This is a genomic window from Avibacterium sp. 20-132, from assembly GCF_023611925.1.
GTDB lineage: Bacteria > Pseudomonadota > Gammaproteobacteria > Enterobacterales > Pasteurellaceae > Avibacterium.
On record NZ_CP091456.1, the window covers coordinates 1,380,842 to 1,406,178 of the forward strand.

27 protein-coding genes are annotated in these 25,337 nt (G+C 40.0%); 20 read left to right on the forward strand and 7 right to left on the reverse strand.

The features are described from left to right. Nucleotides 1-104 precede the first annotated feature (104 nt). From L4F93_RS06570 to L4F93_RS06595, 6 genes are all read left to right on the forward strand, one after another. Nucleotides 105-1,490 carry an outer membrane protein transport protein gene (locus L4F93_RS06570; protein WP_250349557.1) on the forward strand — a complete coding sequence of 462 codons (1,386 nt, stop codon included), beginning with the start codon at nucleotides 105-107 and terminating at the stop codon, nucleotides 1,488-1,490. Between the two features lie 143 nt (nucleotides 1,491-1,633). Continuing rightward, nucleotides 1,634-1,939 carry a type II toxin-antitoxin system RelE/ParE family toxin gene (locus L4F93_RS06575; RefSeq protein WP_250349558.1) on the forward strand — a complete coding sequence of 102 codons (306 nt, stop codon included), beginning with the start codon at nucleotides 1,634-1,636 and terminating at the stop codon, nucleotides 1,937-1,939. Between the two features lie 9 nt (nucleotides 1,940-1,948). Beyond that, entirely contained in the window at nucleotides 1,949-2,269 is a 321-nt protein-coding gene (locus tag L4F93_RS06580) for a HigA family addiction module antitoxin (protein WP_250351645.1), read from the forward strand. 46 nt (nucleotides 2,270-2,315) lie between these two features. Further along, complete coding sequence (locus tag L4F93_RS06585) at nucleotides 2,316-2,855, forward strand: methylated-DNA--[protein]-cysteine S-methyltransferase (protein WP_250349559.1); 540 nt, start codon at nucleotides 2,316-2,318, stop codon at nucleotides 2,853-2,855. 31 nt (nucleotides 2,856-2,886) lie between these two features. Beyond that, nucleotides 2,887-3,564 carry a DNA mismatch repair endonuclease MutH gene (mutH, locus tag L4F93_RS06590; RefSeq protein WP_250349560.1) on the forward strand — a complete coding sequence of 226 codons (678 nt, stop codon included), beginning with the start codon at nucleotides 2,887-2,889 and terminating at the stop codon, nucleotides 3,562-3,564. Nucleotides 3,565-3,636: 72 nt separating this feature from the next. Continuing rightward, a complete protein-coding gene (locus L4F93_RS06595; protein ID WP_250349561.1) occupies nucleotides 3,637-4,359 on the forward strand; it encodes a TerC family protein in 723 nt (240 codons plus the stop codon). Nucleotides 4,360-4,454: 95 nt separating this feature from the next. On the opposite strand, the gene L4F93_RS06600 is transcribed toward L4F93_RS06595, so the two are convergent. Next, the gene (locus tag L4F93_RS06600; RefSeq protein ID WP_250349562.1) at nucleotides 4,455-4,922 is read right to left on the reverse strand and encodes a surface-adhesin E family protein; all 468 of its coding nucleotides are present in this window, start codon (nucleotides 4,920-4,922) and stop codon (nucleotides 4,455-4,457) included. A 233-nt stretch (nucleotides 4,923-5,155) separates the two neighbouring features. On the opposite strand from L4F93_RS06600, the gene purM reads away from it, so the two are divergent. The 7 genes from purM (at nucleotide 5,156) to L4F93_RS06635 (ending at nucleotide 10,960) form a co-directional block, all read left to right on the forward strand. Next, on the forward strand, nucleotides 5,156-6,193 hold the full coding sequence (gene purM, locus L4F93_RS06605; protein ID WP_250349563.1) for a phosphoribosylformylglycinamidine cyclo-ligase: 1,038 nt from the start codon (nucleotides 5,156-5,158) through the stop codon (nucleotides 6,191-6,193). Then, complete coding sequence (gene purN / locus L4F93_RS06610; RefSeq protein WP_250349564.1) at nucleotides 6,193-6,831, forward strand: phosphoribosylglycinamide formyltransferase; 639 nt, start codon at nucleotides 6,193-6,195, stop codon at nucleotides 6,829-6,831. The genes purM and purN overlap by 1 nt, the downstream gene beginning before the upstream one ends. A gap of 133 nt (nucleotides 6,832-6,964) precedes the next feature. After that, nucleotides 6,965-7,513, forward strand: a complete 549-nt coding sequence (pyrR, locus tag L4F93_RS06615) for a bifunctional pyr operon transcriptional regulator/uracil phosphoribosyltransferase PyrR (RefSeq protein WP_250349565.1) — start codon at nucleotides 6,965-6,967, stop codon at nucleotides 7,511-7,513. Between the two features lie 106 nt (nucleotides 7,514-7,619). Further along, the gene (locus tag L4F93_RS06620) at nucleotides 7,620-8,564 is read left to right on the forward strand and encodes a peptidylprolyl isomerase (RefSeq protein ID WP_250349566.1); all 945 of its coding nucleotides are present in this window, start codon (nucleotides 7,620-7,622) and stop codon (nucleotides 8,562-8,564) included. 77 nt (nucleotides 8,565-8,641) lie between these two features. Then, nucleotides 8,642-9,493, forward strand: coding sequence for a 16S rRNA (adenine(1518)-N(6)/adenine(1519)-N(6))-dimethyltransferase RsmA (gene rsmA / locus L4F93_RS06625; protein WP_250349567.1), 852 nt, complete (start codon nucleotides 8,642-8,644; stop codon nucleotides 9,491-9,493). Nucleotides 9,494-9,496: 3 nt separating this feature from the next. Then, entirely contained in the window at nucleotides 9,497-10,318 is an 822-nt protein-coding gene (gene apaH, locus L4F93_RS06630) for a bis(5'-nucleosyl)-tetraphosphatase (symmetrical) ApaH (protein WP_250349568.1), read from the forward strand. Nucleotides 10,319-10,333: 15 nt separating this feature from the next. Continuing rightward, entirely contained in the window at nucleotides 10,334-10,960 is a 627-nt protein-coding gene (locus L4F93_RS06635) for a glucose-6-phosphate 1-dehydrogenase family protein (protein ID WP_250351646.1), read from the forward strand. Between the two features lie 124 nt (nucleotides 10,961-11,084). Here L4F93_RS06635 and L4F93_RS06640 read toward each other — a convergent pair whose 3' ends face one another. Beyond that, complete coding sequence (locus L4F93_RS06640; RefSeq protein WP_250349569.1) at nucleotides 11,085-11,795, reverse strand: hypothetical protein; 711 nt, start codon at nucleotides 11,793-11,795, stop codon at nucleotides 11,085-11,087. A 77-nt stretch (nucleotides 11,796-11,872) separates the two neighbouring features. Continuing rightward, nucleotides 11,873-12,175 carry a hypothetical protein gene (locus L4F93_RS06645; protein ID WP_250349570.1) on the reverse strand — a complete coding sequence of 101 codons (303 nt, stop codon included), beginning with the start codon at nucleotides 12,173-12,175 and terminating at the stop codon, nucleotides 11,873-11,875. A gap of 145 nt (nucleotides 12,176-12,320) precedes the next feature. Between L4F93_RS06645 and L4F93_RS06650 the strand changes: the two genes are divergently transcribed. The 4 genes from L4F93_RS06650 to holA all read left to right on the forward strand — a co-directional run bounded on the left by L4F93_RS06650 (nucleotide 12,321) and on the right by holA (nucleotide 17,016). Continuing rightward, nucleotides 12,321-12,698, forward strand: coding sequence for a helix-turn-helix domain-containing protein (locus tag L4F93_RS06650; RefSeq protein WP_250349571.1), 378 nt, complete (start codon nucleotides 12,321-12,323; stop codon nucleotides 12,696-12,698). 149 nt (nucleotides 12,699-12,847) lie between these two features. Beyond that, nucleotides 12,848-15,430 (forward strand): leucine--tRNA ligase, encoded by a 2,583-nt coding sequence (gene leuS / locus L4F93_RS06655; protein ID WP_250349572.1) that lies wholly within the window; start codon nucleotides 12,848-12,850, stop codon nucleotides 15,428-15,430. A gap of 48 nt (nucleotides 15,431-15,478) precedes the next feature. After that, complete coding sequence (locus L4F93_RS06660; RefSeq protein ID WP_250349573.1) at nucleotides 15,479-15,979, forward strand: LPS-assembly lipoprotein LptE; 501 nt, start codon at nucleotides 15,479-15,481, stop codon at nucleotides 15,977-15,979. Beyond that, complete coding sequence (gene holA / locus L4F93_RS06665) at nucleotides 15,979-17,016, forward strand: DNA polymerase III subunit delta (protein ID WP_250349574.1); 1,038 nt, start codon at nucleotides 15,979-15,981, stop codon at nucleotides 17,014-17,016. Before L4F93_RS06660 ends, holA begins: the two co-directional genes overlap by 1 nt. Before the next feature lie 70 nt (nucleotides 17,017-17,086). Here the strand turns inward: holA and menH are convergent, their stop codons facing one another. From menH to L4F93_RS06680, 3 genes are read right to left on the reverse strand one after another with little or no spacing between them, the layout of a single operon-like run. Then, nucleotides 17,087-17,836, reverse strand: coding sequence for a 2-succinyl-6-hydroxy-2,4-cyclohexadiene-1-carboxylate synthase (gene menH / locus L4F93_RS06670; RefSeq protein WP_250349575.1), 750 nt, complete (start codon nucleotides 17,834-17,836; stop codon nucleotides 17,087-17,089). Between the two features lie 16 nt (nucleotides 17,837-17,852). Further along, a complete protein-coding gene (gene menD, locus L4F93_RS06675; RefSeq protein ID WP_250349576.1) occupies nucleotides 17,853-19,559 on the reverse strand; it encodes a 2-succinyl-5-enolpyruvyl-6-hydroxy-3-cyclohexene-1-carboxylic-acid synthase in 1,707 nt (568 codons plus the stop codon). 36 nt (nucleotides 19,560-19,595) lie between these two features. Beyond that, a complete protein-coding gene (locus L4F93_RS06680; RefSeq protein WP_250349577.1) occupies nucleotides 19,596-20,870 on the reverse strand; it encodes an isochorismate synthase in 1,275 nt (424 codons plus the stop codon). A gap of 209 nt (nucleotides 20,871-21,079) precedes the next feature. Between L4F93_RS06680 and L4F93_RS06685 the strand changes: the two genes are divergently transcribed. Next, nucleotides 21,080-22,294 carry a pyridoxal phosphate-dependent aminotransferase gene (locus L4F93_RS06685; protein ID WP_250349578.1) on the forward strand — a complete coding sequence of 405 codons (1,215 nt, stop codon included), beginning with the start codon at nucleotides 21,080-21,082 and terminating at the stop codon, nucleotides 22,292-22,294. A gap of 51 nt (nucleotides 22,295-22,345) precedes the next feature. On the opposite strand, the gene fadR is transcribed toward L4F93_RS06685, so the two are convergent. After that, nucleotides 22,346-23,071 (reverse strand): fatty acid metabolism transcriptional regulator FadR, encoded by a 726-nt coding sequence (gene fadR, locus L4F93_RS06690; RefSeq protein ID WP_250349579.1) that lies wholly within the window; start codon nucleotides 23,069-23,071, stop codon nucleotides 22,346-22,348. A 132-nt stretch (nucleotides 23,072-23,203) separates the two neighbouring features. On the opposite strand from fadR, the gene nhaB reads away from it, so the two are divergent. Together nhaB and dsbB are read left to right on the forward strand one after the other, a co-directional pair. Then, a complete protein-coding gene (gene nhaB / locus L4F93_RS06695; protein ID WP_250349580.1) occupies nucleotides 23,204-24,745 on the forward strand; it encodes a Na(+)/H(+) antiporter NhaB in 1,542 nt (513 codons plus the stop codon). A 12-nt stretch (nucleotides 24,746-24,757) separates the two neighbouring features. Then, a complete protein-coding gene (dsbB, locus tag L4F93_RS06700; RefSeq protein ID WP_250349581.1) occupies nucleotides 24,758-25,291 on the forward strand; it encodes a disulfide bond formation protein DsbB in 534 nt (177 codons plus the stop codon). The last annotated feature ends 46 nt before the right edge of the window (nucleotides 25,292-25,337 follow it).

Below are 25,337 nucleotides of genomic sequence, written 5' to 3' on the forward strand. Positions count from 1 at the left end.
CTGATTAGTTTGCCCAAATTTGTTTGCACTAGTGGGGGGCTTTCTTTACAATCCAACGGCTTTTTTAATCAATTTTTATCAATTTAATCGAAAAAAGGTTACAAATGACTAAAACAACAATTTTTTCAAGAACATTACTTTCTTCTGCATTATTAGCTGTTGCAGGCGGCGCACAAGCAGCAGCATTCCAATTAGCAGAAGTGTCAAGTTCTGGCTTAGGGCGAGCTTATGCGGGTGAAGCCGCGATTGCTGATAATGCTTCTGTGGTAGCGACCAACCCAGCGTTAATGACATTATTTAAAACCAACCAATTTAGTGCTGGTGGCGTTTATGTGGATTCTAAAATTCGTGTTGATGGCACAGTAACAGCCACAGCAGGAGGACGTCCAGTTACTCGTCCACAATCTGCGGATAATAACGATGTTGTACCAGGTTCATTAGTACCGAATATGTATTTCGTCTCACCAATTAATGATAAGTTCGCAATTGGTGGAGGAATGAATGTAAACTTTGGTTTAAGAAGTGAATATGGTAGCGATTATAGTGCGGGTGTTTTTGGTGGAAAAACTGATTTAAGCGCAATTAACTTAAATTTAAGTGGTGCTTACCGTGTTAGCGAAGGATTTAGTATTGGTGCGGGGTTAAATGCTATTTATGCTAAAGCTGAAGTTGAACGCACAGCAGGGATTTTAGATGATGCACTAAATGCTGTTGCAGCAAGTCCTAGCCCTTATGCGCCAATGGCGGCACAAGTTGGTGCAGGCGTTGAGAAAGGTACAGTTCTTACTCACCTTGAAGATAGAAGTGCTTGGGGCTTTGGTTGGAATGCTGGTCTTGTTTATGAATTTAATGAAAGAAACCGTATTGGTGTGGCATATCATTCAAAAATTGATATTGAGTTTAAAGATCGTAATGCGGTAAGTTATATGCCTTATGGGGTTAAGCCTTATGTTGGTGCAGGATCATTAACATTAAATTTACCGGGATATTGGGAAATTTCAGGTTTCCACCAATTAACAGATGCTTTCGCTGTGCATTATAGTTACAAATATACAGAATGGAGCCGTTTAAAGAATTTACACGCCACCTATGACAGTGTGCCAGCAGGCTCTCGTAATGGGGATCTTGCACTTCATAAGGAAGAAAGATACCGCGATAATACACGCGTAGCTTTAGGGGTAAGTTATCTTGTTAATGACCAATTAACTTTACGCGCAGGGATTGCTTATGATGAAGCCGCTGCACCAACAGAACACGCAAGTGCTTCAATTCCTGATACAGATCGCACTTGGTACAGCTTAGGGGCAACCTATAAATTTACCCCAAATCTTTCTGTGGATTTCGGTTTTGCTCACCTACGTGGTAAGAAAGTAAACTTCACCGAAACACAAAGCCTTGGTGGTGGTTTAGTTGAAGTTAAAGTTAAAGCCGACTATCGTTCAAAATCCAGTGCTAACCTTTATGGTTTAAACGTAAATTACAGCTTCTAATTTGAGAAACTAGGCATTTACGCAAATTTCATTATAATAAGCCTATCCAATCGGATAGGCTTTTTCTTAAATTGCATACTTGTGCTGTGCAATTTAATTCTTTAGAATATTTTTCATAATAAGGGATAAACAGAGCAAATAAAGTGTTTAATTTAACGGCTAAGCATTTTAAAGACGATTATCTTTATCGTTTTTTTCAGTATGGAGAATTGCATAGCAAAATTCCTGCAAATTTAGCAAAAGTATTAGCGAGAAAATTAGATATGATAAATGCAGCAGAAAATTTGAATGATTTACGCGTTCCGCCTGCAAATCGTCTTGAGTTACTAGAGCCTAAAGAAAATAAACGCTATTCTATTCGGGTTAATAAACAATATCGTCTGATTTTTCATTTTGATAATGGCGAACTTTCTCAGCTTTATCTTGATCCTCATCGTTATGATTTATAAGGAGAAATGATGTTCTCAACACAGCGTAAACCCACATCAGTAGGGGAAGTCTTGCAAGAGGAATTTTTACACCCACTTAATCTTAAAATTAGTGATCTTGCTGAAATTCTTGATGTTCATCGTAATACTGCAAGTAGCTTGGTAAATAATCATTCTAAAGTGACCTTAGAAATGGCGGTTAAATTGGCAAAGGCTTTTGGAACGAGTCCTGAGTTTTGGATTAATTTACAACACAACTTAGATTTGTGGGAGTTGAAGCATAATGCACGTTTTCAGCAACGTTTAGACAAAGTAAAAATTGCTAACTATCGCCCTACATTTTCTGTATAAAATGCAAGTGCGGTCTTTTTTTATATGATTTTTAGAGAACTCACCAATGCCTGAAATCTACTATTGTTATTATCATTCCCCGATAGGGCGATTATTAATGATTAGCCAAGATAATAAATTGACCAATTTGGATTTTGAAGCCGAGCAAATTGCCCCAAATCCAAAATGGATTTTGCGAGAAAATCACCCGCTCTTTACTCAGGTTTCAGCGGCGCTAACACGTTATTTCAATGGCGAAAAAGAAACCTTTGCGGATATTCCGCTTAATCCACAAGGTACGCCCTTTCAGCAACGCATTTGGCAACAATTGTGCCAAATTCCTTATGGCGAAACCTCAAGTTATGGCGAGTTAGCCCATCACATTAATAACCCTAAAGCGGTGCGAGCGGTAGGCGGTGCTGTGGGGAGTAACCCAATTAGCATTATCATTCCTTGTCATCGTGTGTTAGGTAAAACACGTCAGCTAACAGGGTTTGGTGGTGGATTACCAGCCAAACGCTATTTATTACAGTTAGAAAATATTGCTTATGTGGATAAAGGCGTGGAATACGTCAAACAAAAATTATTGAAAAAGTATCAAAGCTAAGTAAAAACCAGATAAAAAAGTACCGCACTTTATGAATAGTCCGAATAGTCCGCACTCCGAACAAGCCCTTCTTTCCCTCGCGCAATCTCTCGCTGGTCTCACCTTTGGTGAAGTTGCCAAAGGGCTGAATATTGCTGTGCCAGCCAATTTGAAACGGGATAAAGGCTGGGTAGGTATGTTGCTGGAAAGCGCCTTAGGCGCAACCGCAGGAAGCAAAGCAGAACAAGATTTTGCCCACCTTGGCATTGAACTTAAAACCATTCCCATTGACCGTCAGGGCAAACCTTTAGAAACCACCTTTGTCAGCCTTGCCCCACTAGTGCAAAATAGTGGCATTACGTGGCAATCTTCCCACGTTCGGCATAAATTATCTAAAGTGCTGTGGATACCCATTGAAGGCGAACGCAATATTCCTCTTGCTGAGCGTCATATCGGACAGCCTATTTTGTGGCAACCTTCTTATGAACAAGAACAACGCTTACAACAAGATTGGGAAGAATTAATGGAATATATCGTATTTGGCCGCCTTGATGAAATTACCGCACGTCTGGGTGAAGTGTTACAACTTCGTCCTAAAGGCGCAAATCGGAAATCGCTCACGAAAGGCATTGGGCGAAACGGTGAGATGATTGACACCTTGCCACTCGGTTTTTATTTACGCAAAAATTTCACACACGAAATCTTGCAACAATTTCAGCGAAATAGCTGATTTCCCTTTGCATTAAAGTGAGAAATCTATATTATTGCTCGCTTTATCTCTACTTTCTTTAAGGAACGGATTATGTTTGATTGGATTGCCAGCCCAGAGGCGTGGGTGGCCTTATTTACCCTAACTGCATTAGAAATTGTGTTAGGCATTGATAACATCATTTTTATCAGCATTTTAGTTGGACGTTTACCAGCACAACAACGCCAATCTGGACGCTTGATTGGGTTAGGCTTAGCAATGGCAACGCGTATTTTATTACTGCTTTCCCTTTCTTGGCTGATGAAATTAACCACCCCATTATTTGAGGTATTTTCACAATCAATTTTAGGACGAGATCTCATTTTAATTTTAGGGGGATTGTTCCTCGTTGCCAAAAGTACCCACGAAATTCACCACGCAATGACGCCAGAAGAGGAAGAAGAACAAAGTGCGGTGAAAAAAGTGAATTTTTTCAGCGTACTCATTCAAATTGCCATTTTAGATATTGTGTTTTCCCTTGATTCCGTGATCACCGCAGTGGGAATGGCAAGTCAAGTTGGCGTAATGATTTTAGCGATCATTATTGCTGTGGGAGTGATGATGCTTGCGGCAAAACCGATTGGCGATTTTGTGGAAGCTCACCCAACGCTAAAAGTGCTAGCGCTTTCATTCTTGATTTTAGTGGGCGTAGCATTAATTGGCGAAGGCTTAGATTTCCATATTCCAAAAGGCTATATCTATTTCGCGATGGGCTTTTCTGTTGTGGTTGAAATGATCAATATAAAAATGCGTAAGCGTTTGATTAAACGCCCGTAATGCTTAAATAAGAAGTGCGGTGCAAAAATGCTGAAAATTTGCACCGCACTTTTTTTCTTCTCGTTTTTTCTATTTTAGTGAGCCTGTTTTTTCATTTACCATTTTCGATACATATTGGCGCACATCACTTGACCCAATACATAAAGGGTGGAATTTTTTTGCAATTTTACCGTATGCCGTTGTTGTTTGCGTAGCGCTGCGCGGATACCATCGCCCCAAAATTCACTGTAATAATCTGTTCTAACTTGTGTCAGACGATAAGTGTCGCAGTTGAGTATTTTATATTGACGCACGGATCGCGCGTAAAGTTCAGGACGGTCTTTATACACGAATAAGCCTTTATCTGAATTAATCACGACATCAAAATGAATTAAATGTTTGTCTTCGTTATCCACCCAAACCGATTGGGTATCCACATAATATTCGGCATTCGGTGCTAACTTGAAATAGCCCGCTTTGGTTAAGGTTGGTAGCACGAGTTTGACTTCGGGAGGAGGTGAAGTTGGGGTGGCAGAACAAGCAGCGAGTAGCATTACACTCAGTGATAAACCTAATTTTCTCATTTTGACCTCCTTACATTCTGAGGAAGAATGCATGTTGATTAGGTTAAAATTATTCTTGCATATTTGGGGGGCAATTTCTAACAAAAAAAGCCAATTTTGTGAGCTGTTGCACAAATCAAAATGCGTCTAAAGAATGAAAATAATGAGACAAGAGAAAATTTATCGCAAACGATTGCGTAGGCGTGATACAATACGCGCGATTTTTAGTAACTCAAGTCATATAGGAAAAAATCGTGAGCAAACAATCATTAAGTTACAAAGATGCAGGTGTCGATATTAACGCTGGCAATGCGTTAGTGGAAAAAATTAAAGCCGATGTAAAACGCACTACGCGTCCAGAAGTGATGGGGGGATTGGGTGGCTTTGGCGCTCTTTGTGCATTGCCAAGTAAATATAAAGAGCCAATTTTGGTGTCAGGCACAGATGGTGTTGGGACAAAATTACGCCTTGCCATTGATTTGAATAAACACGATACCATTGGCATTGACTTGGTAGCGATGTGCGTGAATGATTTAGTGGTGCAAGGCGCTGAACCACTATTTTTCCTTGATTATTATGCCACAGGTAAATTAGACGTTGATGTGGCAGCGAGTGTGATTAAAGGTATCGCAAATGGTTGTGAGCAAGCAGGTTGTGCCTTAGTCGGCGGTGAAACTGCTGAAATGCCAGGTATGTATCATCAAGGTGATTATGATTTGGCGGGGTTCTGCGTCGGTGTCGTAGAAAAATCTGAAATTATTGACGGTAGTCGGGTGAAAGTGGGCGATGCCTTAATCGCATTAGGCTCAAGTGGGGCGCATTCCAATGGCTATTCATTAATCCGTAAAGTAATCGAACGTTCAGGCATTGAGCCAGCTACGGCACAATTAGACGGAAAACCTTTCGCCGATCAAGTGTTAGCGCCAACAAAAATTTATGTAAAATCCATTTTGCAATTAATCAAACACGTGTCTGTTCACGCCATTTCTCACTTAACAGGCGGTGGTTTTTGGGAAAATATTCCACGCGTGTTACCACATAATGTGAAAGCGGTGATTGATGAATCAAGCTGGCAATGGCCTGCTATTTTCAACTGGCTACAAGAACAGGGCAATATTGAACGTTATGAAATGTACCGCACTTTCAATTGTGGTGTGGGAATGATCATTGCCTTGCCACAAGATCAAGTGGAAACCGCTTTAGCATTATTACACCAAGCGGGCGAAACGGCGTGGCAGATTGGGCATATTGAAAGCCTAAGTGAAGGTGAACAGCAGGTTATTATTCGTTAATGAAAAAGATCGCTGTATTCATTTCTGGTGAGGGGCAAACCTTGCAAAGCATTATTGATGCCTGCAAGGTTGGCGATATCCCCGCACAAATCTGTGCTGTCATTTCTAATAAAGCAACGGCTTATGGGTTACAACGGGCAAAAATGGCTGAAATTCCTACCGCACTTTTTGAGCGAAAAGATTATGCAGATAATAAGCAAATGGATCAGGCTATTGGTGATTATATCGCCACATTAGGGGCGGATTTGATTGTCCTAGCTGGATATATGAAAATTTTGACTGCTGAATTTACCCAACGTTTTGCAGGTAAAATTCTCAATATTCATCCTTCATTGTTACCGAAATACCCCGGTTTACATACTTATCAGCGAGCTTTAGAGGCGGGCGAACAAGAACACGGCACAACGGTGCATTTTGTCAATGAAGAGGTAGATGGCGGGGCAATTGTGCTACAAGCGAAAGTGCCGATTTTTCCTGATGATGAAGTGGCTGATATTGAGCAGCGAGTGAAATATCAAGAGCAACAAATTTATCCTTTGGTGATTAAATGGTTTGTTACCGATCGGTTAACGCTTGAGGCTGGCAAGGCTTATTTAGATGGCAAGCGCTTGCCGAATGCAGGGTATGCCATCGATTAACGATACAAAGCACAAACGCCCGTTTGTGCTTTTTCGTTATGTTGAGCGAGAAAGAATTTTATTAAGTGCGGTCATTTTTTTGTGAGTTTTTGGTATAGTAGCGAAAAAATTTATCACAACCTAGGATTTATAAATGGCAGAAAAAATTCTTATTGATGAAGATCGATTTATGCGAACCATTTCTCGGATTTCACACGAGATCATAGAAAAACATCAACATCTTGATGACTTAGTGATCGTCGGCATTAAACGCCGTGGGGCAGAGATCGCAGAATTAATTAAGCGTAAAATTAATGATTTAACGGGGAAAGAAGTCCCTTCCCTTGATTTGGATATTACTTTTTATCGCGATGATTTAGAATATGTTGAGCCACAAAGTCAATCGCCCGTTTATAGCGGTGCATCAAATTATGTCAGCATTCAAAATAAAATCGTGATTTTAGTCGATGATGTCTTATTTACCGGGCGAACCATTCGGGCCGCATTAGATGCGTTAATTGATTTTGGACGTGCAGCAAAAGTGGAATTAGTTATTTTTGTTGATCGCGGACACCGTGAATTACCCATTCGTGCGGATTATGTGGGCAAAAATGTGCCAACCAGTCGCACAGAAAAAGTGCAAGTGCGCACAATGAAGTTTGATCAATGTTATGAAGTAGCATTATTAGGTAAAAATAGGTAGAATCATTTTATCTGTTTAATTACTATTAAATATGGAACCTTTTTTATCATTTAAGCTCTAAAGTAGTAATAAAATAATTATGTAACTAATTTGATACTGGAAATCTATGAAAAAATTTAATATAAAAGCTTTTTTATTTAGCGTAGTAGGTATGCTAGCTATTGTGAGTAATGCGAATGCAGTGGAACGAGTTGTGGCAACAGTCAATGGCGCACCAATATTAGAAAGCCAAGTCAAATCTGTCATTGGTAAGAAAGCAAATAATAAAGCAAATTATCAGAATGCGTTAGATATGATTATTGATCAGATTTTAACTAGACAAGCGGTGCAAGAGTCAGGGATAAAAATTACTAATGCACAAGTTGATCAAGTCATTGAAAGCATTGCAGCGCAGAATGGCTTAACTTTTGGTCAATTATTAGATGCACTAGATTATCAGGGTATTAATTATGATCAATATCGTCGTCAAATTGCTGATCAATTATTAATGTCGCAAGTTAGAAATCAAGCAATTGGTAAAAGTATTAATGTTTCTCGCGAAGAAGTTCAAGCTCTTGGCTTAAAATTACTTGAACAAGCAAAAGCGAATGGTACTGAAAAGAAAGTTATGGGAACTGAATATCAAGTTCGTCATATCTTATTGAAATTAAACCCACTTTTAAATGATTCACAAGCTAAAGCTAAATTGGCACAAGTACGCGCTGAAATCCTATCGGGTAAGACTAGCTTTGCTGAGGCAGCATTTAATTATTCAAAAGATTATTTATCTGGTGCAAATGGTGGAAATTTAGGCTTTGCTTTTCCCGAAGCCTATGTTGAGCCTTTTGCGAAAACTATTGTAAAAAGTAAAAAAGGCGTTATTTCTAATCCATTTAAAACTGAATTTGGTTGGCATATTTTAGAAGTAACGGATACTCGTAAAGGCGATAGGACTCAGGCAGCTTATATGCAAAAAGCCTATCAGCAACTTGTTAATCAACAAATTGAATTTGCTTCTAAAGATTGGGTAAAAGCATTACGAAAAACAGCAGATATAAAATATTTCAACTAATCAATCGTAAAATCCCAGCCCCCATGCTGGGATTTTTGTTTTATAATAGTGCGTCTTTTTTAACAGTATCAATCATTATGAATTCAAGAAAACATTTAGGTCATACCGCCCGTAAGCGTTTTGGGCAAAACTTTTTATCCGATGATAATATTATTCAAAGTATTGTGGCAGCTATTTATCCACAGCCAGATCAATATTTGGTGGAAATCGGTCCCGGTTTAGGGGCATTAACAGAACCTGTGGCGGAACGTGTTGAACGTTTAACGGTGGTTGAGTTAGATCGCGATCTGGCTGAACGTTTACGCCATCATCCCTTTTTACACCAAAAATTGAATGTGATCGAAGCAGATGCAATGCAGTTTGATTTTGCTCAGCTTTATCAAGATGAAAAACTGGCAGAAAAAAATCAGAAATTACGTATTTTCGGCAATCTTCCTTATAACATTTCAACGCCATTAATGTTCCATTTGTTCAACTATTGCGAACAAATTCAAGATATGCATTTTATGCTACAAAAAGAAGTAGTAAAACGCCTTTGTGCTGCACCAAATAGCAAGGCTTATGGCCGTTTAACCATTATGGCGCAATATTTTTGCCAAGTAATGCCTGTATTGGAAGTACCGCCGAGCGCATTTAAGCCTGCACCAAAAGTGGATTCTGCGGTGGTTCGTTTAATTCCGCATAGCACGTTGCCACACCCAGTGAAGGATTTATATTGGCTCAACCGTGTTTGTACGCAAGCCTTCAATCAACGTCGAAAAACCTTGCGCAATGCGCTCTCTACATTATTTTCTGCAGAACATCTCACCGCACTTGGTATTGATTTGAACGCACGAGCGGAAAATCTCTCCATTGCCGATTATGTAAGATTGGCAAACTGGCTGTGTGATAATCCCGTGCTGGAAAATGAACAGAGTGAAGTGGAATAGACAATGGCAACTTATTTAGTCGGCGATCTGCAAGGCTGTTATGATGAACTGCACGCTTTGCTGGAAAAGGTAAAGTTTGATCCAAGCCAAGATATCCTTTATTTGGTTGGTGATTTGGTGGCGCGAGGGGATAAATCGCTCGAATGTTTGCGTTTAGTCAAATCGCTTGGCAAGGCGGCTCACACTGTGCTAGGCAATCACGATTTGCATTTAATTTCTACCGCACTTGGAATTAAGCAAGTGAAGCGCAAAGATCGTGTGGATGCCATTTTCAACGCCCCTGATTTTCACGAGTTGATTGACTGGCTTCGCCAGCAACCCTTACTTATTCATAATGAGCAAGCCAATTTCTTGCTTACTCATGCCGGCATTTCACCTGATTGGGATCTTGACACCGCGAAAGCTTGTGCTAGCGAAGTGGAACAAGTGCTACGTCACGGTGATTATTATGCAATGATCGCGCAAATGTATGATAACCAGCCAGATCGCTGGTCGCCTGATTTGCACGGTATCGACCGTTTACGTTACATTATTAATGTGTTTACCCGTATGCGTTTTTGCTATTATGATCACCGCCTTGACTTTGATTGCAAAGCCCCTGTTGATGAAGCCCCCGCTGAACTGACACCTTGGTTTAGGCTTAATAATCCGTTGTTTAAAACACAAAATATCGTCTTTGGCCATTGGGCAAGTTTAGTGGATACGCCTACGCCAGCTAATATTTATGCCCTTGATACCGGCTGCGTGTGGGGCAATCGAATGACAATGCTACGCTGGGAAGATAAGCGTTATTTTACTCAACCAGCAATGAAACAATATACCTAAAAAATGAAAGCAAAACTGATTACCTCTGCCAGTTGCGATCTATTTAATTTGCCTTTTTTTCAGTTCGCACAAATGAAAAAATTTTGCCCTGAACAAATCCCACAAATTAAAGCGGATTACAAACGGGACTGGAATTTATGGAAGACCGCCATCTTACGAGTGGCACAACAGCTTGGCGCACCTTTTGCTGAACCTCATATTGAAAAATGGTGTAACGGGTGGCAAGTGCGGGCGCATTTTTTTGCTTATTTTAAATATGAATTTAACAAAAATTCTGCAGCGATTTTATCGGTTATCTTAAATCGTCGCCGTTTACAAGTGAGTCTTGATTGGCATTGCTACCGCGCTGATCGCTCGCAAATCAATGTGCAACAATACAACCAATGGGTTGAACAGTTGGATCAAGCACAGTATGCCGATTTTGATTTTTGGCGTGGTGATGAAAGCGAATACGCCGATTTCCGCAAAGTGCGGTCGCTTTCTGCACAGGATTTTTTACTCAACAATGATGAAGATTTTTTCTGTATAGGAAAAAATATTGAAAAAGCTGAATTAGATCACATTGATGCGGTGGAATTTATCGTACAAACTATTCAAGATTTACTGCCGTTGTATGAAAAATGTCATTTGAAATCAATATAACTTTAACAAAATATATATTATTATTTTGAAAGCACCTTTAGCGAATAAATCACTAAATAAAATATGAACGCTCCCTCTTTTAGATACATTTTCTCAGAAAAGAAACGTTCAATTTATTTTTATATTATAAAAACTCTTTTCTCTTTTGTTCCATCAAGTTGCGTAAATGCTCAAAATGATTTTTATCTAGACGTTGGAAACATTTATCTATCAATTTCTTTCCCTCATTTATTGCTAAAGTATAATCATTAGCAATCCATTCTTCATAAGTAATACCTGTTTTCTCTTCCTCACATTTAAAAGCCCCATCAACTCGAGAATGGTTCAAATAAATTTCAAATCCTACTTTTAATTTAAAGTATTGATCATCGTAGACAAGATAATTAGGCTTTACGTAAAAATAAATTGGGGTGGGTGAATAATCTTGAGTAGTCGAGAAGCGAATATTTTGTTTTATTGCTTCAATATATTTAGGATAGGCATAACTATGGCTTATATTGGGAATCTTAGTTATGCTTCCTTCAAGTTCTTCTTTTGAAAAACCAAGATCTGTCCAATTACAGTGCAATAAAGAAAATGGATTGCATAAAATCACCCCTAGAGTACTATTAATCGCCACCTTACCAGCAGTATGTCCTCTTGTTATGACTCGAAGATTATCTTGTGAGGGGGTTGGCTTTTGTAGTTCATATCCTGGTTTACCCACACCATAATAGATATTTATGGTGCTACCATCAATAGTAACGAACTTCTCGCTATGGGGAGTTTTATCCTGTGTTGCACAAGATGTAATTAATAAAGTGCACCCCAATAGCAGTAAAATAAGTTTATCCATTTTTTCTCCAAAAAATTTATCATTATTAATAAAATAATAAAGATGCTGGGGACATATTAGTTAATGATATTCCTACCTCAAAATAGCTTATAACCTTGCTTTTTAAGCATTTCCACTTTCCGTTCCCATTTTTCTTTGTCATCTGGAGATACTCCCCATATGAATCCTTTTGCCTGCATACAGCTGATGATTAATATATCTTTTTCTGTTGGAGCAACTTTATTCATCCCTACGTCATAAATACACTTTGCCTTGCTAGTTCTGACTTCTTCTTGGCTTATTCCTTGTTTATACCATTGTTCTTCTGGCATAGGAGGATAGGGATGCATTGCACAACTCGTTGCCATTAAAATCATTAATGTCATTAAAACTTTTTTCATAATATTGTTCTCCTAATAGTTAAATTAAATCCTCAAATACTCTTTTAATGAGTATAAGTAAAAATATACAACATCAAAGATATAAACTCAAGCGTATAAATGGCAAAAAATATCATTCAAAGAGTATTAAGCTACGGAGAAAAGAATGAGCAAATTTATTGCTGCTGAGGTTGATGCCGCGATTGGTAGAAAAATTCAACAAAGACGGAAAGAAGTGGGCTTTACAGCTGAAAATCTGGCTGAACAGATTGGCGTTTCTCAGCAACAATTTTCACGCTATGAACGTGGCGTAACTAAGATTAATGTTTCGCATCTTGTGAATATTGCCGTGATTTTGAATACCCCGATTAGTTGGTTCTTTGCAGATGTAAAATCAGAAAATCTCACTTTTTCTTTGCAAGATGAATATGTCCCTATTCGGAATGACGCCCTAAAAATGCGCCTAGATTATCATTGGGGGCATTTGAGTAATGATCAAAAACGCAATTTAATCAATTTTCTTGATTCTCTCCATAAAACCTAAAGCAATAGGCGTATTTAAAGTTCTATCAATTTCCCTTATTTTACGCTATCCTATACCACATTTTCTTATTCATCTATACCGCTAAAATCGCCTCTGGTAAAGGGGGAAAAGTGCGGTCAATTTTTTGATAATTTTTTGAAGGTAACATTATGCAAGAACAATATCGCCCTGATTTGATTGAGAGTGAAGTGCAGAAATATTGGGCTGAAAATAAGACATTTAAAGCGGTGCAAGATCCGAGTAAAGAGAAATATTATTGCCTTTCAATGTTCCCTTATCCATCTGGTCGCTTGCATATGGGGCACGTTCGTAATTATACCATTGGTGATGTCATTTCTCGTTACCAGCGAATGAACGGTAAAAATGTGTTACAGCCAATGGGGTGGGATGCATTTGGTTTACCTGCGGAAGGAGCAGCGGTGAAAAATAAAACCGCGCCTGCCAAATGGACCTACGAAAATATTGAATATATGAAAAATCAGCTCAAAATTTTGGGCTTCGGTTTTGACTGGGATCGTGAAATTGCCACTTGTAAACCTGAATATTATAAATGGGAGCAATGGTTCTTCACGGAGCTTTACCGCAAAGGCTTAGTGTATAAAAAAACCTCTAGCGTAAACTGGTGTCCGAATGATGAAACTGTGCTTGCTAATGAGCAAGTTCACGAAGGGCGTTGCTGGCGTTGTGATACCCCTGTGGAACAAAAAGAGATCCCACAATGGTTTATTAAGATTACTGACTATGCTGAGCAATTATTGGGCGGTTTAGATCAACTGCCAGAATGGCCTGATATGGTGAAAACGATGCAGCGTAACTGGATCGGTCGTTCAGAAGGGGTAGAAATAACCTTTAATATTGAAAATTCTGATGAAACCGTAACGGTTTATACGACACGTCCAGATACGTTCTATGGTGTGTCGTATCTGGCTGTTGCCGCAGCACACCCATTAGCGGAAAAAGCAGCACAAAATACCCCCGCACTTGCCCAATTTATTCAAGAAGCCAAAAACACGAAAGTGGCGGAAGCAGAGCTTGCCACAATGGAGAAAAAAGGAATGGCAACGGGCATTCACGCCATTCACCCGATTACAGGGAAATTAGTGCCTGTTTGGGTCGCGAATTTTGTGTTAATGCACTATGGCACAGGGGCGGTAATGGCCGTACCAGCGCACGATGAGCGTGATTATGAATTTGCTAAAAAATATGATTTACCGCTTTACCCTGTTATCACGCCAGAAGACGGTAGCCCGTTAGATTTATCACAGCAGGCTTATACTGAACACGGTATTTTGATTAATTCAGCAGAATTTGATGGTTTAGGTTTTGATGCTGCATTCAAAGGGATTGCGGATAAATTAGAACAAATGGGTGTGGGCAAGCGTCAAGTGAATTATCGCTTACGCGATTGGGGGGTATCACGCCAACGTTATTGGGGCGCACCAATTCCAATGCTAACACTGGAAAACGGTGAAGTTGTGCCTGCTCCATTGGTTGATTTACCGATCGTGTTACCTGAAGATGTGGTAATGGACGGTGTGCGCAGCCCGATCAAAGCGGATCCAAATTGGGCAAAAACCACTTATAACGGACAACCCGCATTGAAAGAAACCGACACGTTTGACACCTTTATGGAATCTTCGTGGTATTACGCGCGTTACACTTGCCCAGATTTCCACCAAGCAATGCTCAACCCAGAAGAAGCCAATTACTGGCTACCTGTGGATCAATATATCGGTGGGATCGAACACGCCACAATGCACTTGCTTTACTTCCGCTTCTTCCACAAATTATTACGTGATGCGGGCTTAGTAAACTCTGACGAGCCAGCAAACAAATTATTGTGCCAAGGAATGGTATTAGCTGATGCGTTCTATTACACCAGTGACACCAACGAGCGCATTTGGGTATCACCAACTAAAGTAACCCTTGAACGCGATGAGAAAGGACGCATTATCCGTGCCATTGATGATGAAGGACGCGAGTTAGTCCACAGCGGAATGACAAAAATGTCAAAATCGAAAAACAACGGTATTGACCCACAAGAAATGGTGGAAAAATACGGTGCGGATACCGTGCGCTTATTTATGATGTTTGCTTCCCCTGCTGAAATGACCTTAGAATGGCAAGAATCTGGCGTGGAAGGGGCAAACCGTTTCTTACGCCGTTTATGGAATTTAGTCTTTGAGTACAGTAAAAATCCTGCAAAAACGGCGCTAAATCCAACCGCACTTTCTAACGCTCAAAAAGCCTTACGCCGTGATGTGCATAAAACTATTGCGAAAGTGAGCGATGATATCGGTCGTCGTCAAACCTTTAACACGGCGATTGCTGCGGTGATGGAGTTAATGAACAAATTAACCAGAGCCCCATTAGAAGATGAACAAGATCGTACGGTAATGGCTGAAGCGTTAAATGCGGTCGTTAAAATGCTTTATCCGATCACTCCGCACATTTGTTTCCAATTATGGAAAGAGCTTGGAAATCAAGAGGCGATTGACTTTGCTCCTTGGGTGAAAGCCGATGAGCAAGCAATGATTGATGACGAAAAACTGGTGGTGGTGCAAGTTAATGGTAAAGTGCGCGCTAAAATTACTGTGCCTGCGGATATGACAGAAGAGGTGATTAAAGACATTGCGCTTGCTGATCCGAATGTACAAAAATTCTTAGATGGTCTAAACATTGTGAAAACCATCTATGTACCCGGTAAGTTATTTAGCTTTGTAGCGAAATGATCCTATGCCCCACGCATTAGGTGGGGCGAATTATTAAGAGAAAATCAAATGTTGAACTTACTTAAAAAATTATCTCTCGTCAGTGCTGTCGCATTACTCACGGCTTGTGGTTTTCATTTCCAAAATGGCGAATTGATTCCGCAAGAACTAAGAACATTGCGTCTAGAAAGCCGTGATCCTTATGATGCGATGACGATTGCAATGCGTAAGCAGTTAAGAGCCAATAATATCCAACTTGTTGAGCAAGGCGATGTGGTGGTATTTCGCTTAAATAATGTGCGTGAGAACAGTGAAGTGGCATCTATTTTCAAGCAAGGACGTGAGGCTGAAAAAGTATTAGTGTTACAAGTGGAGGCGAACATTCAGCTTAAAAACAAGCAACGTTATCCAATTAATACGCAAGTAACCCGCACTTTCTTTGATAACTCACGTGCAGCATTAGCTAAATCGGCGGAAAAAGAGGTAATTTGGAATGATATGCGTGAGCAAGCAGCGCGCCAACTTATCAGCAAAATGGTGGCGTTAAAACAGCAGGTGAAAAGCCAATAATGCAACGTCTGTTTGCCGATCAGCTCAGTGCCTCGCTAGATAAAAAGTTAGCATCAATTTATTGTTTAGTGGGGCAAGATCCTTTGCTTTTACAAGAAAGCAAGGATCTCATTTGCACAACGGCAAAACAGCAAGACTTTGATGAAAAAAATGAAATGACTATTGATAATAGCACCGATTGGATCGCCTTAAACGAACAAGTGCAATCAATGGGATTATTTTTCAGTCGTCAAATTTTAGTGTTAAATTTTCCTGAAAATCTCACCGCACTTTTACAAAAGCGTATCGCTGAATTAATAAGTTTGTTAAATCAAGATGTGCTACTCATTTTGCAAATGGCAAAACTCACCAAACCAATGGAAAAACAAGATTGGTTTGTGCAAGCCAGTCAGTTTGATCCGCAATTTTCTCTCGTAAATTGTCAAACACCAAGTATTGAACAACTACCTCGTTGGATTGTCGGGCGTAGTAAAACCTTAGAAATCTTTATTGAGCCAGAGGCAATCCAGCTTTTGTGTTATAGCTACGAAAATAATCTTCTTGCCTTAAAACAGACCTTGCAGCTACTGGCATTGCTTTATCCAAAGGATAAAATCACCTTATCTCGCGTGCAAAATGTGGTGGAACAATCCTCCGTGTTTACCGTATTTCAATGGGTTGATGCCTTACTTGAGGGAAAAAGCCAGCGTGCCAGACGAATTTTAGCTGGGTTGCGTGGTGAGGAAATTCAGCCTGTAATTTTATTGCGTACCTTGCAACGTGAGTTAATAACCCTTTTGACACTCACTCAACCACAACAAGGAATGAGCAATATTGATCAAGGGCTTTCTACGGCGAAATTGCGTGAAAAATTTGATCAACTCAAAATTTGGCAAACACGTCGCCCACTTTTCTTACAAGCGATTCAACGCTTAAACTATCGTAAACTGTATGAAATTATTCAACAGCTCGCCGAATTAGAACGTTTGGTAAAACTTGAATTTAGTGATGATGTATGGGAAAAACTGGCGGATTTATCCATACAAATTTGTCATTAGATTTTCGTATTAATCAGCATTTTTCCAACCTAGTGCTTACTTAACATCTTATAAATACTGAGCTTTTCACTTAAATAGAATGAATTTTAGCGAGAATGTGTGCCAAACATTGCGAAAAAGCCTGTGGATTTTCTTGATGAGCATTATGTCCTGCATTGGGAATGAAATGTAAGTTGAGTTGGTTTTCCACCGCCATTTGACAGAATTTGACATCCTTTTCACCGCAAAGATAAAAAATTGGCAAGGAATTTGACCGCACTTGTGAGCGAAAATCAGGTTGTTTGGCAAGAGAAGTGGCTTTAAGCATTTGAGCAATATTTTCACCACAATTAGCTTGGCGAAGTTTGATCAAGGCCTGCCGTTTTTCAGCGGTTAAGTGGGCAAACACGGGTTGTTGATACCAATCTTCTAATACCTGATGAGCTGGCTGAGTGGCAAAACGTTCAGCCCAATCACAATCATTTTGCCAGCGTTGTTGGCGTTCTTGCTCGGAGGTTAGCCCTAAATTTGCCCCCTCTAAAATCAACCCTTGTAAATCACCTTTTTCTACTTCGGCTTGTAAGGCATAGTAAAGAGCAAGCCGTCCACCTAGTGAATAACCTATTAAAAAATAGGGCTGATTTTGCACCGCACTTTGAATTTGTTGAGCGAGTATTTTTGCTGCGTTGTCAAAATCTGTCACGTTAATATGTTTATTCTCCCCGTGTAAGGGGAGATCAAGAGCGAGACAGGAAAAGTGCGGTAGTTTTTCGATGATTTTTTGCCAATCCGCCTTTGTACCAAGTAAACCGTGCAGAAAAACTAAATGGGGTTTTGCCATTACTTAAGCTTCTTATTTAAGCGCCAATAACAGCGTGGCTAATTTGTTCAATCAGACGTTTATAAATATTACTGCCATCGCTATTGTTCACCTTAATTTCGATTAAGGTGGCTTCGCGGCGGAAATAAGCTTGTTTAAGCACGGAGCTGAGATCCGCCCAAGTGTAAGGACGTGCATATTTGAGATCAAACATTGACGCCGCGTGAGAAAATTCTAAATTATGCGGCATACGATAGAATTTATTTTTCATTTCCGCATCCACAGGCAGCATATCGAAAATTGCGCCGCCATTATTATTGATCACAAAAATAATGGTTGGCTGATTCACCTTTTTGAGCAAGGCCAAAGAATTGAGATCATAGAGGGCGGAAGTATCTCCAAGCATTGCTACCACAGGCTGGTTTGAACCTAAACTTAAGCCTGTTGCGGTGGCAAGTAAGCCGTCAATGCCACTTGCGCCACGGTTGGTGTACACCGGGTAGCCTTCTGGCAATTTAGTTAGGGCATCAACCAAGCGTACAAAGAGGCTGTTGCCCAAAAAGAGCAGTCCATTATTGGGTAATAAACGCTCTAAATGGTGAGCTAAAGAGGCCTCATTCAAATTACCGCCCACTTGCTGTTCCACAAAGCTGGCACAGAACTTAGCCAGTGCGATTGGCTCTAATAGCCAAGGTTTCTGGCGTAAAGGGGGATGGGCGCGTAGCCAATGATGAATTTTTCCATTAAAACGGGTGTGTGCGTGATGGTTTGGATCAACCGAATTATCTGAAGGTTCAATGATCCAATATTCCCCTTTAAAGGCCGCCATAAATTGATTTATACGTTTGCTAATAAAGTGCGAGCCAAATTGCAACACAATATCTGCTTCAAGCAATTTTTGTTTAACGGTTTGATTTGCCAGCCAAATATCCGCATAAGGTAGGGTTGGCTCAACGCCAGATTGAATATCTGTGAGCATAATCCAGCCTTGCGTTTCAGCCCAAGTGCGAATGCCCATAGCTTGCTCTGTGGGGAGTTTTCCAACCAAAATAATCCCACGTTTTGTACGCCAATGATCCCAATGTTCGTGCATTACCACTTCTTTTTGTGGGGCTTGATGGTTATGCCACGGTTTGTTTTGGCTTAACCAACGCTGAATTGGCATAAGCCAAGGATGTTGATCAATTTGCTCTGCATTGGCTTCATATAACGGCTCAGCAAATGGCATATTAATATGTACGACACCAGCGTGCTGGCTTTGTCGATAACAAGCCTGTTCCACAAGCGAAATCAGCCAGTTAGGTGAATAATCTTGGCTAGGACGAGGTAAATTTATTGTTGCGACAGGATAATCAGCAAAAATGTTGTGCTGTAAAATGGCTTGATTTGCACCGCACTCCAATAATTCAGGCGGGCGATCGGCACTCAATACAATGAGATTTACCCCACTTTGGCGCGCTTCAATCACCGCGGGATAAAGATTTGCCACTGCCGTGCCAGAAGTTACAATAATCGCCACAGGCTTTTTATTTGCTTTAGCTAAACCAAGGGCGAGAAAACCCAAACCACGCTCATCAAAATGGGTATGGCATTTGGCTTTGCCACCTTGTTCAAGGCGAGCGGCTTCTAACGTGAGTGGGGTAGAACGAGAACCAGGTGCAATGCAAAAATGGCTAACCCCTTGACGAATCAGGGTTTCCAAGATCACTTTTGACCAACAACGATTAAATACACTCACTGACATAGGGTTCTCCATTGATTTTGTTCGTTCTTTCTATGTTTATTCTTGTAATAAAGAAATTAATCCTAAGGCTTTACGCTCAATTTCTTGCCATTCTAACAAGGGAATAGAGCCTTCAACAATCCCCGCACCGGCAAAAACGCGAATTTGTTCTTGCTCAATGAACGCTGAGCGAATCGCCACGCAGAATTCTGCCCATTCTTTTTGCATTACGCCTAATGTTCCTGCATACCAACGGCGGTCAAAGGTTTCCGTTTGACGTAAAAATGCGATGGCTTCATTTCGTCCTAAGCCAGCTACCGCCGCGGTAGGATGAATGGCATTTAAGAAAAGGTTATCACCATATTCGGGGGAAATCTGTGCAGAAATTTTACGTCTTAAATGTTGCACTTGGCGCAAGGTTTTCAGACCTAAGGGCGAAACCTCAATATATTGGCTATAAGGTGCAAGGTGTTGCTTAATGTCATCAACAACGAGTTGATTTTCATAAATATTTTTTTTATCTTGCAGAAGCCATTGGGCTTGTTGTGCGGTTTCTTGTGCATTTTCGCCCACTAAGGCTGTCCCCGCCAATGCTTCGGTTTGCAGTTGTGTGCCTTGCCGTTGATACAGGCGTTCAGGGCTTGAGCCAATAAAAATACATTCTTCCGTTTCAGCAAATAGAAAATGATAGCAACCGAAATTATAGCGTTCACTTTCAGCCAAAAAATCATAGGCGTTCAGTTTTCCTTCTGAGTGGAAAAGTGTTTCATTCGCCAATACAATTTTATTTAGTAAGCCTTGCTTAATCTGCTGTAAACCTTGTTCTACCCATTCACACCATTGTGCTTGTGCTGCCCGTTTTTGCCCAAAATGAATGGATTGTTGAATTGGACAAAGTGCGTTGCTTTTTTCAAAAGTTTCTAATGCGTTTAAGCAGGCTTGGTATTCTTGTGCAAAATCTTTTGTTTGATCGATGAATAGTTGAATTTTTAGCTTATTTTCTTGCTGTTGCAAATACAAACGCGGCAAGAAAAATTGGCTGTCACCATAAAATTGCACACCGCCCACTAAGGGATAATGGTTTTCTTGTATAAAAGTTTGTGCCAGATTTAATTCCCAAAAGCACCGCACTTGTCCGATAGCGGCGACAACTTGCTTGCTATCACGGAAATTAAGGTAAAACTGCGGATAGGTTTTTTGCGCTTTTAGCCAGCTTAATAAATTGAGGTTCGTAACCATTTCTGCCTGCACACAAGCGATCTTCTTATGTTCAAGCAGAGAAGGGCGGAGTTGCGCCAAAAGCTGTTGTTTTATTGTGCGTAAATTATCCATTTAAAAAGCGTTGTTTTTGGCAAAAAAATCAGTTAAAAATAAGGGCTAATTCTACCGCACTTTATGAAAATTTTTTATAAAATCTTTTCATCTTTGTAAAATAAGCGTAAAGTGCGGTAAAAAATAAGCCGATTTTTATCGGCAATTTTTTACCCCAAATGATAACCGCACGCAACATTATTGATATTGCAACCAAAAGGATAATAACAATGACAACCTTTCCTAAATCAAGCAAGTTAGAACACGTTTGTTACGATATTCGTGGGCCAGTGCATAAAGAGGCGCTACGTTTAGAAGAAGATGGACATAAAATCTTAAAATTAAATATCGGCAATCCTGCGCCTTTTGGTTTTGAAGCCCCAGATGAAATTTTGGTGGATATTTTGCGTAATCTGACCTCAGCACAAGGTTATTGTGATTCCAAAGGGTTATATTCTGCACGTAAAGCCATTGTGCAATATTACCAATCAAAAGGCATTCAGGGCGCAAATGTGAATGATGTTTATATCGGTAATGGCGTGTCTGAGCTGATTATGATGTCAATGCAAGCCTTATTGAATAATGATGATGAAGTGTTGATCCCGATGCCTGATTACCCATTATGGACAGCTGCTGCTACGTTAGCGGGCGGAAAAGCGGTGCATTATTTATGTGATGAACAGGCAGATTGGTTTCCTGATTTAGCTGATATTAAAAGCAAAATTACCTCTCGAACTAAGGCTATTGTGATTATCAACCCAAATAATCCAACGGGGGCGGTGTATAGCAAAGACTTATTGCAAGGTATTGTGGATATTGCTCGTGAACATAAATTGATTATTTTTGCCGATGAAATTTATGACAAAATTTTGTATGACGATGCGGTTCATCATCATATTGCGGCACTTGCGCCGGATTTATTAACCATTACCTTTAATGGGTTGTCTAAATCTTATCGCGTTGCAGGTTTCCGTCAAGGCTGGATGATTTTAAATGGCCCGAAACAGCACGCAAAAGGTTATATTGAAGGGCTAGATATGCTCGCTTCAATGCGTTTATGTGCAAATCACCCAATGCAACACGCCATTCAAACCGCATTAGGGGGCTATCAAAGCATTAATGAATTTATTCTGCCCGGTGGGCGCTTATTAGAACAACGCAATAAAGCCTATGAACTGATTAATCAAATTCCGGGAGTGAGTTGCGTGAAACCAATGGGCGCGCTTTATATGTTCCCCAAAATTGATGTGAAAAAATTCAATATTTACGATGATGAAAAAATGGTGCTGGATTTGTTGCGTCAAGAGAAAGTGCTATTAGTACACGGACGCGGTTTTAACTGGCATTCCCCGGATCACTTCCGCATTGTTACCTTGCCTTATGTAAATCAAATTGAAGATGCGCTTGGGCGATTAGGACGTTTTCTAGCTAATTATCGTCAGTAATCTATCAATTTAAACGCCAGTTCGCGGCTGGCGTTTTCCCCTTAAATTGTTTTATTCGCCAAAATCCTCGGGTAAGTGATGTAGCATTGCTTTCCAAATGCTGCTACTACGTTCGCGGTTTTCAGCGAGGCATTGAATAGCCAGTTCAACATTGCTTTGCTCACAACTTTTGCGCAGAGCTTGGTAAAATTGCATCGTGAATTGACGCGATTTTGCTTCAGAAAAGAATAAAGAGGCCACTTGGTGGTAGAGATCTTTAAAGCTATTTAAAATTAAACCATAGACAGGTTTGTTTGCGACAAAGGTAAACGCGCGGTATAAATGATAGTCAAATTCAGCGTACGCCTGTGGCGTGTCTGCCAAGTGCGGTAGATTTTCAAATAATTTTAATGAAGTCACGGGATCGGTTTGAATGGCTTCAGGGATATACTGTTCGCCCATTTTTGTACGTAATGAAACAACATTGGTAATAATCACAGGAATCGTGGATTTATCGAGTTGAATGAGTGTGCTGATGATATTTGGTCCGGCGGTTTCCCATACGTTATTCACGCGGGTTGGCTTGCCGTGCTGAATACTTAGCCAACCATCACGGGCAAGGCGTTGCAACACTTCTCGCAATGTCGTTCTGGTTACCCCGATTTTTTCGGCTAATTCCCGTTCTGCGGGTAGATCAGAACCCGGCGGAAAATGGTTATTCCAAATGCTTTTTACAATATATTCCTCAGCTAATCCCGCTGGGCTTTGGGCTTTAAGAAGCGACTGATGATTATTCATACTTTTGCGCAATTATTTTTTGAAAAATTTGTGACATAGATAACAAAATAGAGATTTGTTATTATCCTTGAAAGGTGGATATATTACAATTGGCACAGTTGTATTTTTTCATTTTAAGGTAAAGGTCGTAATATGAACTATTATCAAGCATTTCTAAAAAATTTTCTTGGTTCAAGTCCTGACTGGTACAAATTAGCCATCGTTGGATTTTTAGTTTTAAATCCAATTTTGTTTTTTTGTGTTAGCCCATTTATTGCAGGCTGGGTGTTAGTGGCTGAATTTATTTTAACCCTTGCAATGGCGTTAAAATGTTATCCGTTACAACCCGGCGGGCTATTAGCCATTGAAGCGGTAATGATTGGAATGACTCGCCCTGAACACGTTAAGGCAGAAATTATGGCAAATTTTGAAGTGATTTTGCTCTTAATGTTTATGGTGGCTGGCATTTATTTTATGAAGCAACTGCTACTTTTTATTTTTACTAAGTTGCTACTCAATATTCGCTCTAAATTGGTTTTATCGCTTTCATTTAGCTTAAGTGCGGCATTTCTTTCTGCTTTTTTAGATGCGCTAACTGTTGTTGCAGTGATTATTAGTGTGGGAATGGGGTTTTATGGTGTTTATCATAAAGTGGCTTCAGGGAAACACTTTGATGATTCTGATGATATTAATGATGATAAACATATTGGTAATCGTAAAGACACCTTGGAAGAATTTCGTGCCTTTTTACGTAGCTTAATGATGCACGCTGCGGTGGGAACGGCGTTAGGTGGTGTAATGACAATGGTGGGAGAACCACAAAATTTAATTATTGCCGAACAAGCGAAATGGGGTTTTGGTGAATTCTTCTTCAGAATGACGCCTGTTACGATTCCAATCTTAATCTGTGGTGTATTAACTTGTATTGCTGTCGAAAAATTTCACTTATTTGGTTACGGTGCAAAACTTCCACGTAAAGTTTGGGGCGTGTTGGCAAAATTTGATCGTAATCGCCAACGTAAAATGAACAATCAAGAACGCATTAAACTTATTATTCAGGCCCTTGTGGGAATTTGGCTTGTCGTTGGGCTGGCTTTCCATCTTGCCGCAGTAGGATTAATAGGTTTAAGTGTCATCATTTTATGTACTTCCGCTTGTGGTATTACGAGTGAACACGCATTGGGTAAGGCATTCCAAGAATCGTTACCTTTTACAGCCTTGCTTGTGGTATTTTTCTCGGTGGTGGCTGTTATTGTTGATCAACACCTTTTCGCACCGATTATTCATTTTGTACTCTCTGCCTCCGAAAATGTTCAGTTAATGCTGTTCTATATTTTTAATGGAGTATTGTCTGCAATTTCAGATAATGTCTTTGTCGCAACGGTCTATATTAATGAAGCAAAAGCAGCGTTGGAACAACATATTATTTCACCACAACAATTTGAATTACTTGCTGTGGCGATTAACACGGGGACAAACTTGCCATCTGTCGCAACACCAAACGGACAAGCCGCATTTTTATTCTTGCTCACATCCTCGCTTGCGCCGTTAATTCGTTTGTCTTACGGAAGAATGGTTTATATGGCGCTACCTTATACAATTGTGCTATCTTTAGTTGGATTAGCTGCAGTAGAATTTTTATTGCCTACATTAACACAGTTTTTAACTCAACTAGGATTAGTTACTCCAGTATAAGAAGGATTTAAAATGCTGAAATATTTCAAACAGTTATCGCTAAATCGTGGCGGTTGGTTGCTTTTATTGATCTCAACAATCGCCTTAGAAAGCACCGCACTTTATTTTCAACACGGAATGGGATTAGCGCCTTGCGTGATGTGTATTTATGAGCGTGTTGCATTGCTTGGCATTACATTTTCAGCATTAATTGGCTTGCTTTACCCTCGCTCACTCATTTTGCGCGTATTGGCATTATTAGTGGGCTTGGGGAGTGCGGTAAAAGGCTTATTACTGGCAATCAAACACGTTGATTATCAACTTCATCCTGCGCCTTGGAATCAATGTTCTTATATGGCGGAGTTTCCACAGACATTGCCTTTGGATCGCTGGCTACCTTATATATTTAACCCAACCGGATCTTGTGCAGATATTACGTGGTCATTTTTAGGTTTTTCAATGGCGCAATGGATTATCGTAATTTTTGCATTTTATAGTTTATTACTAGCGGTGTTATTAATCAGTCAATTTAAACGTTTAGAGCAAACAAGAAATATCTTTAGATAATTGAATTATAATGAAGATCTCATTTAAAAATTAAATGATTGTAATA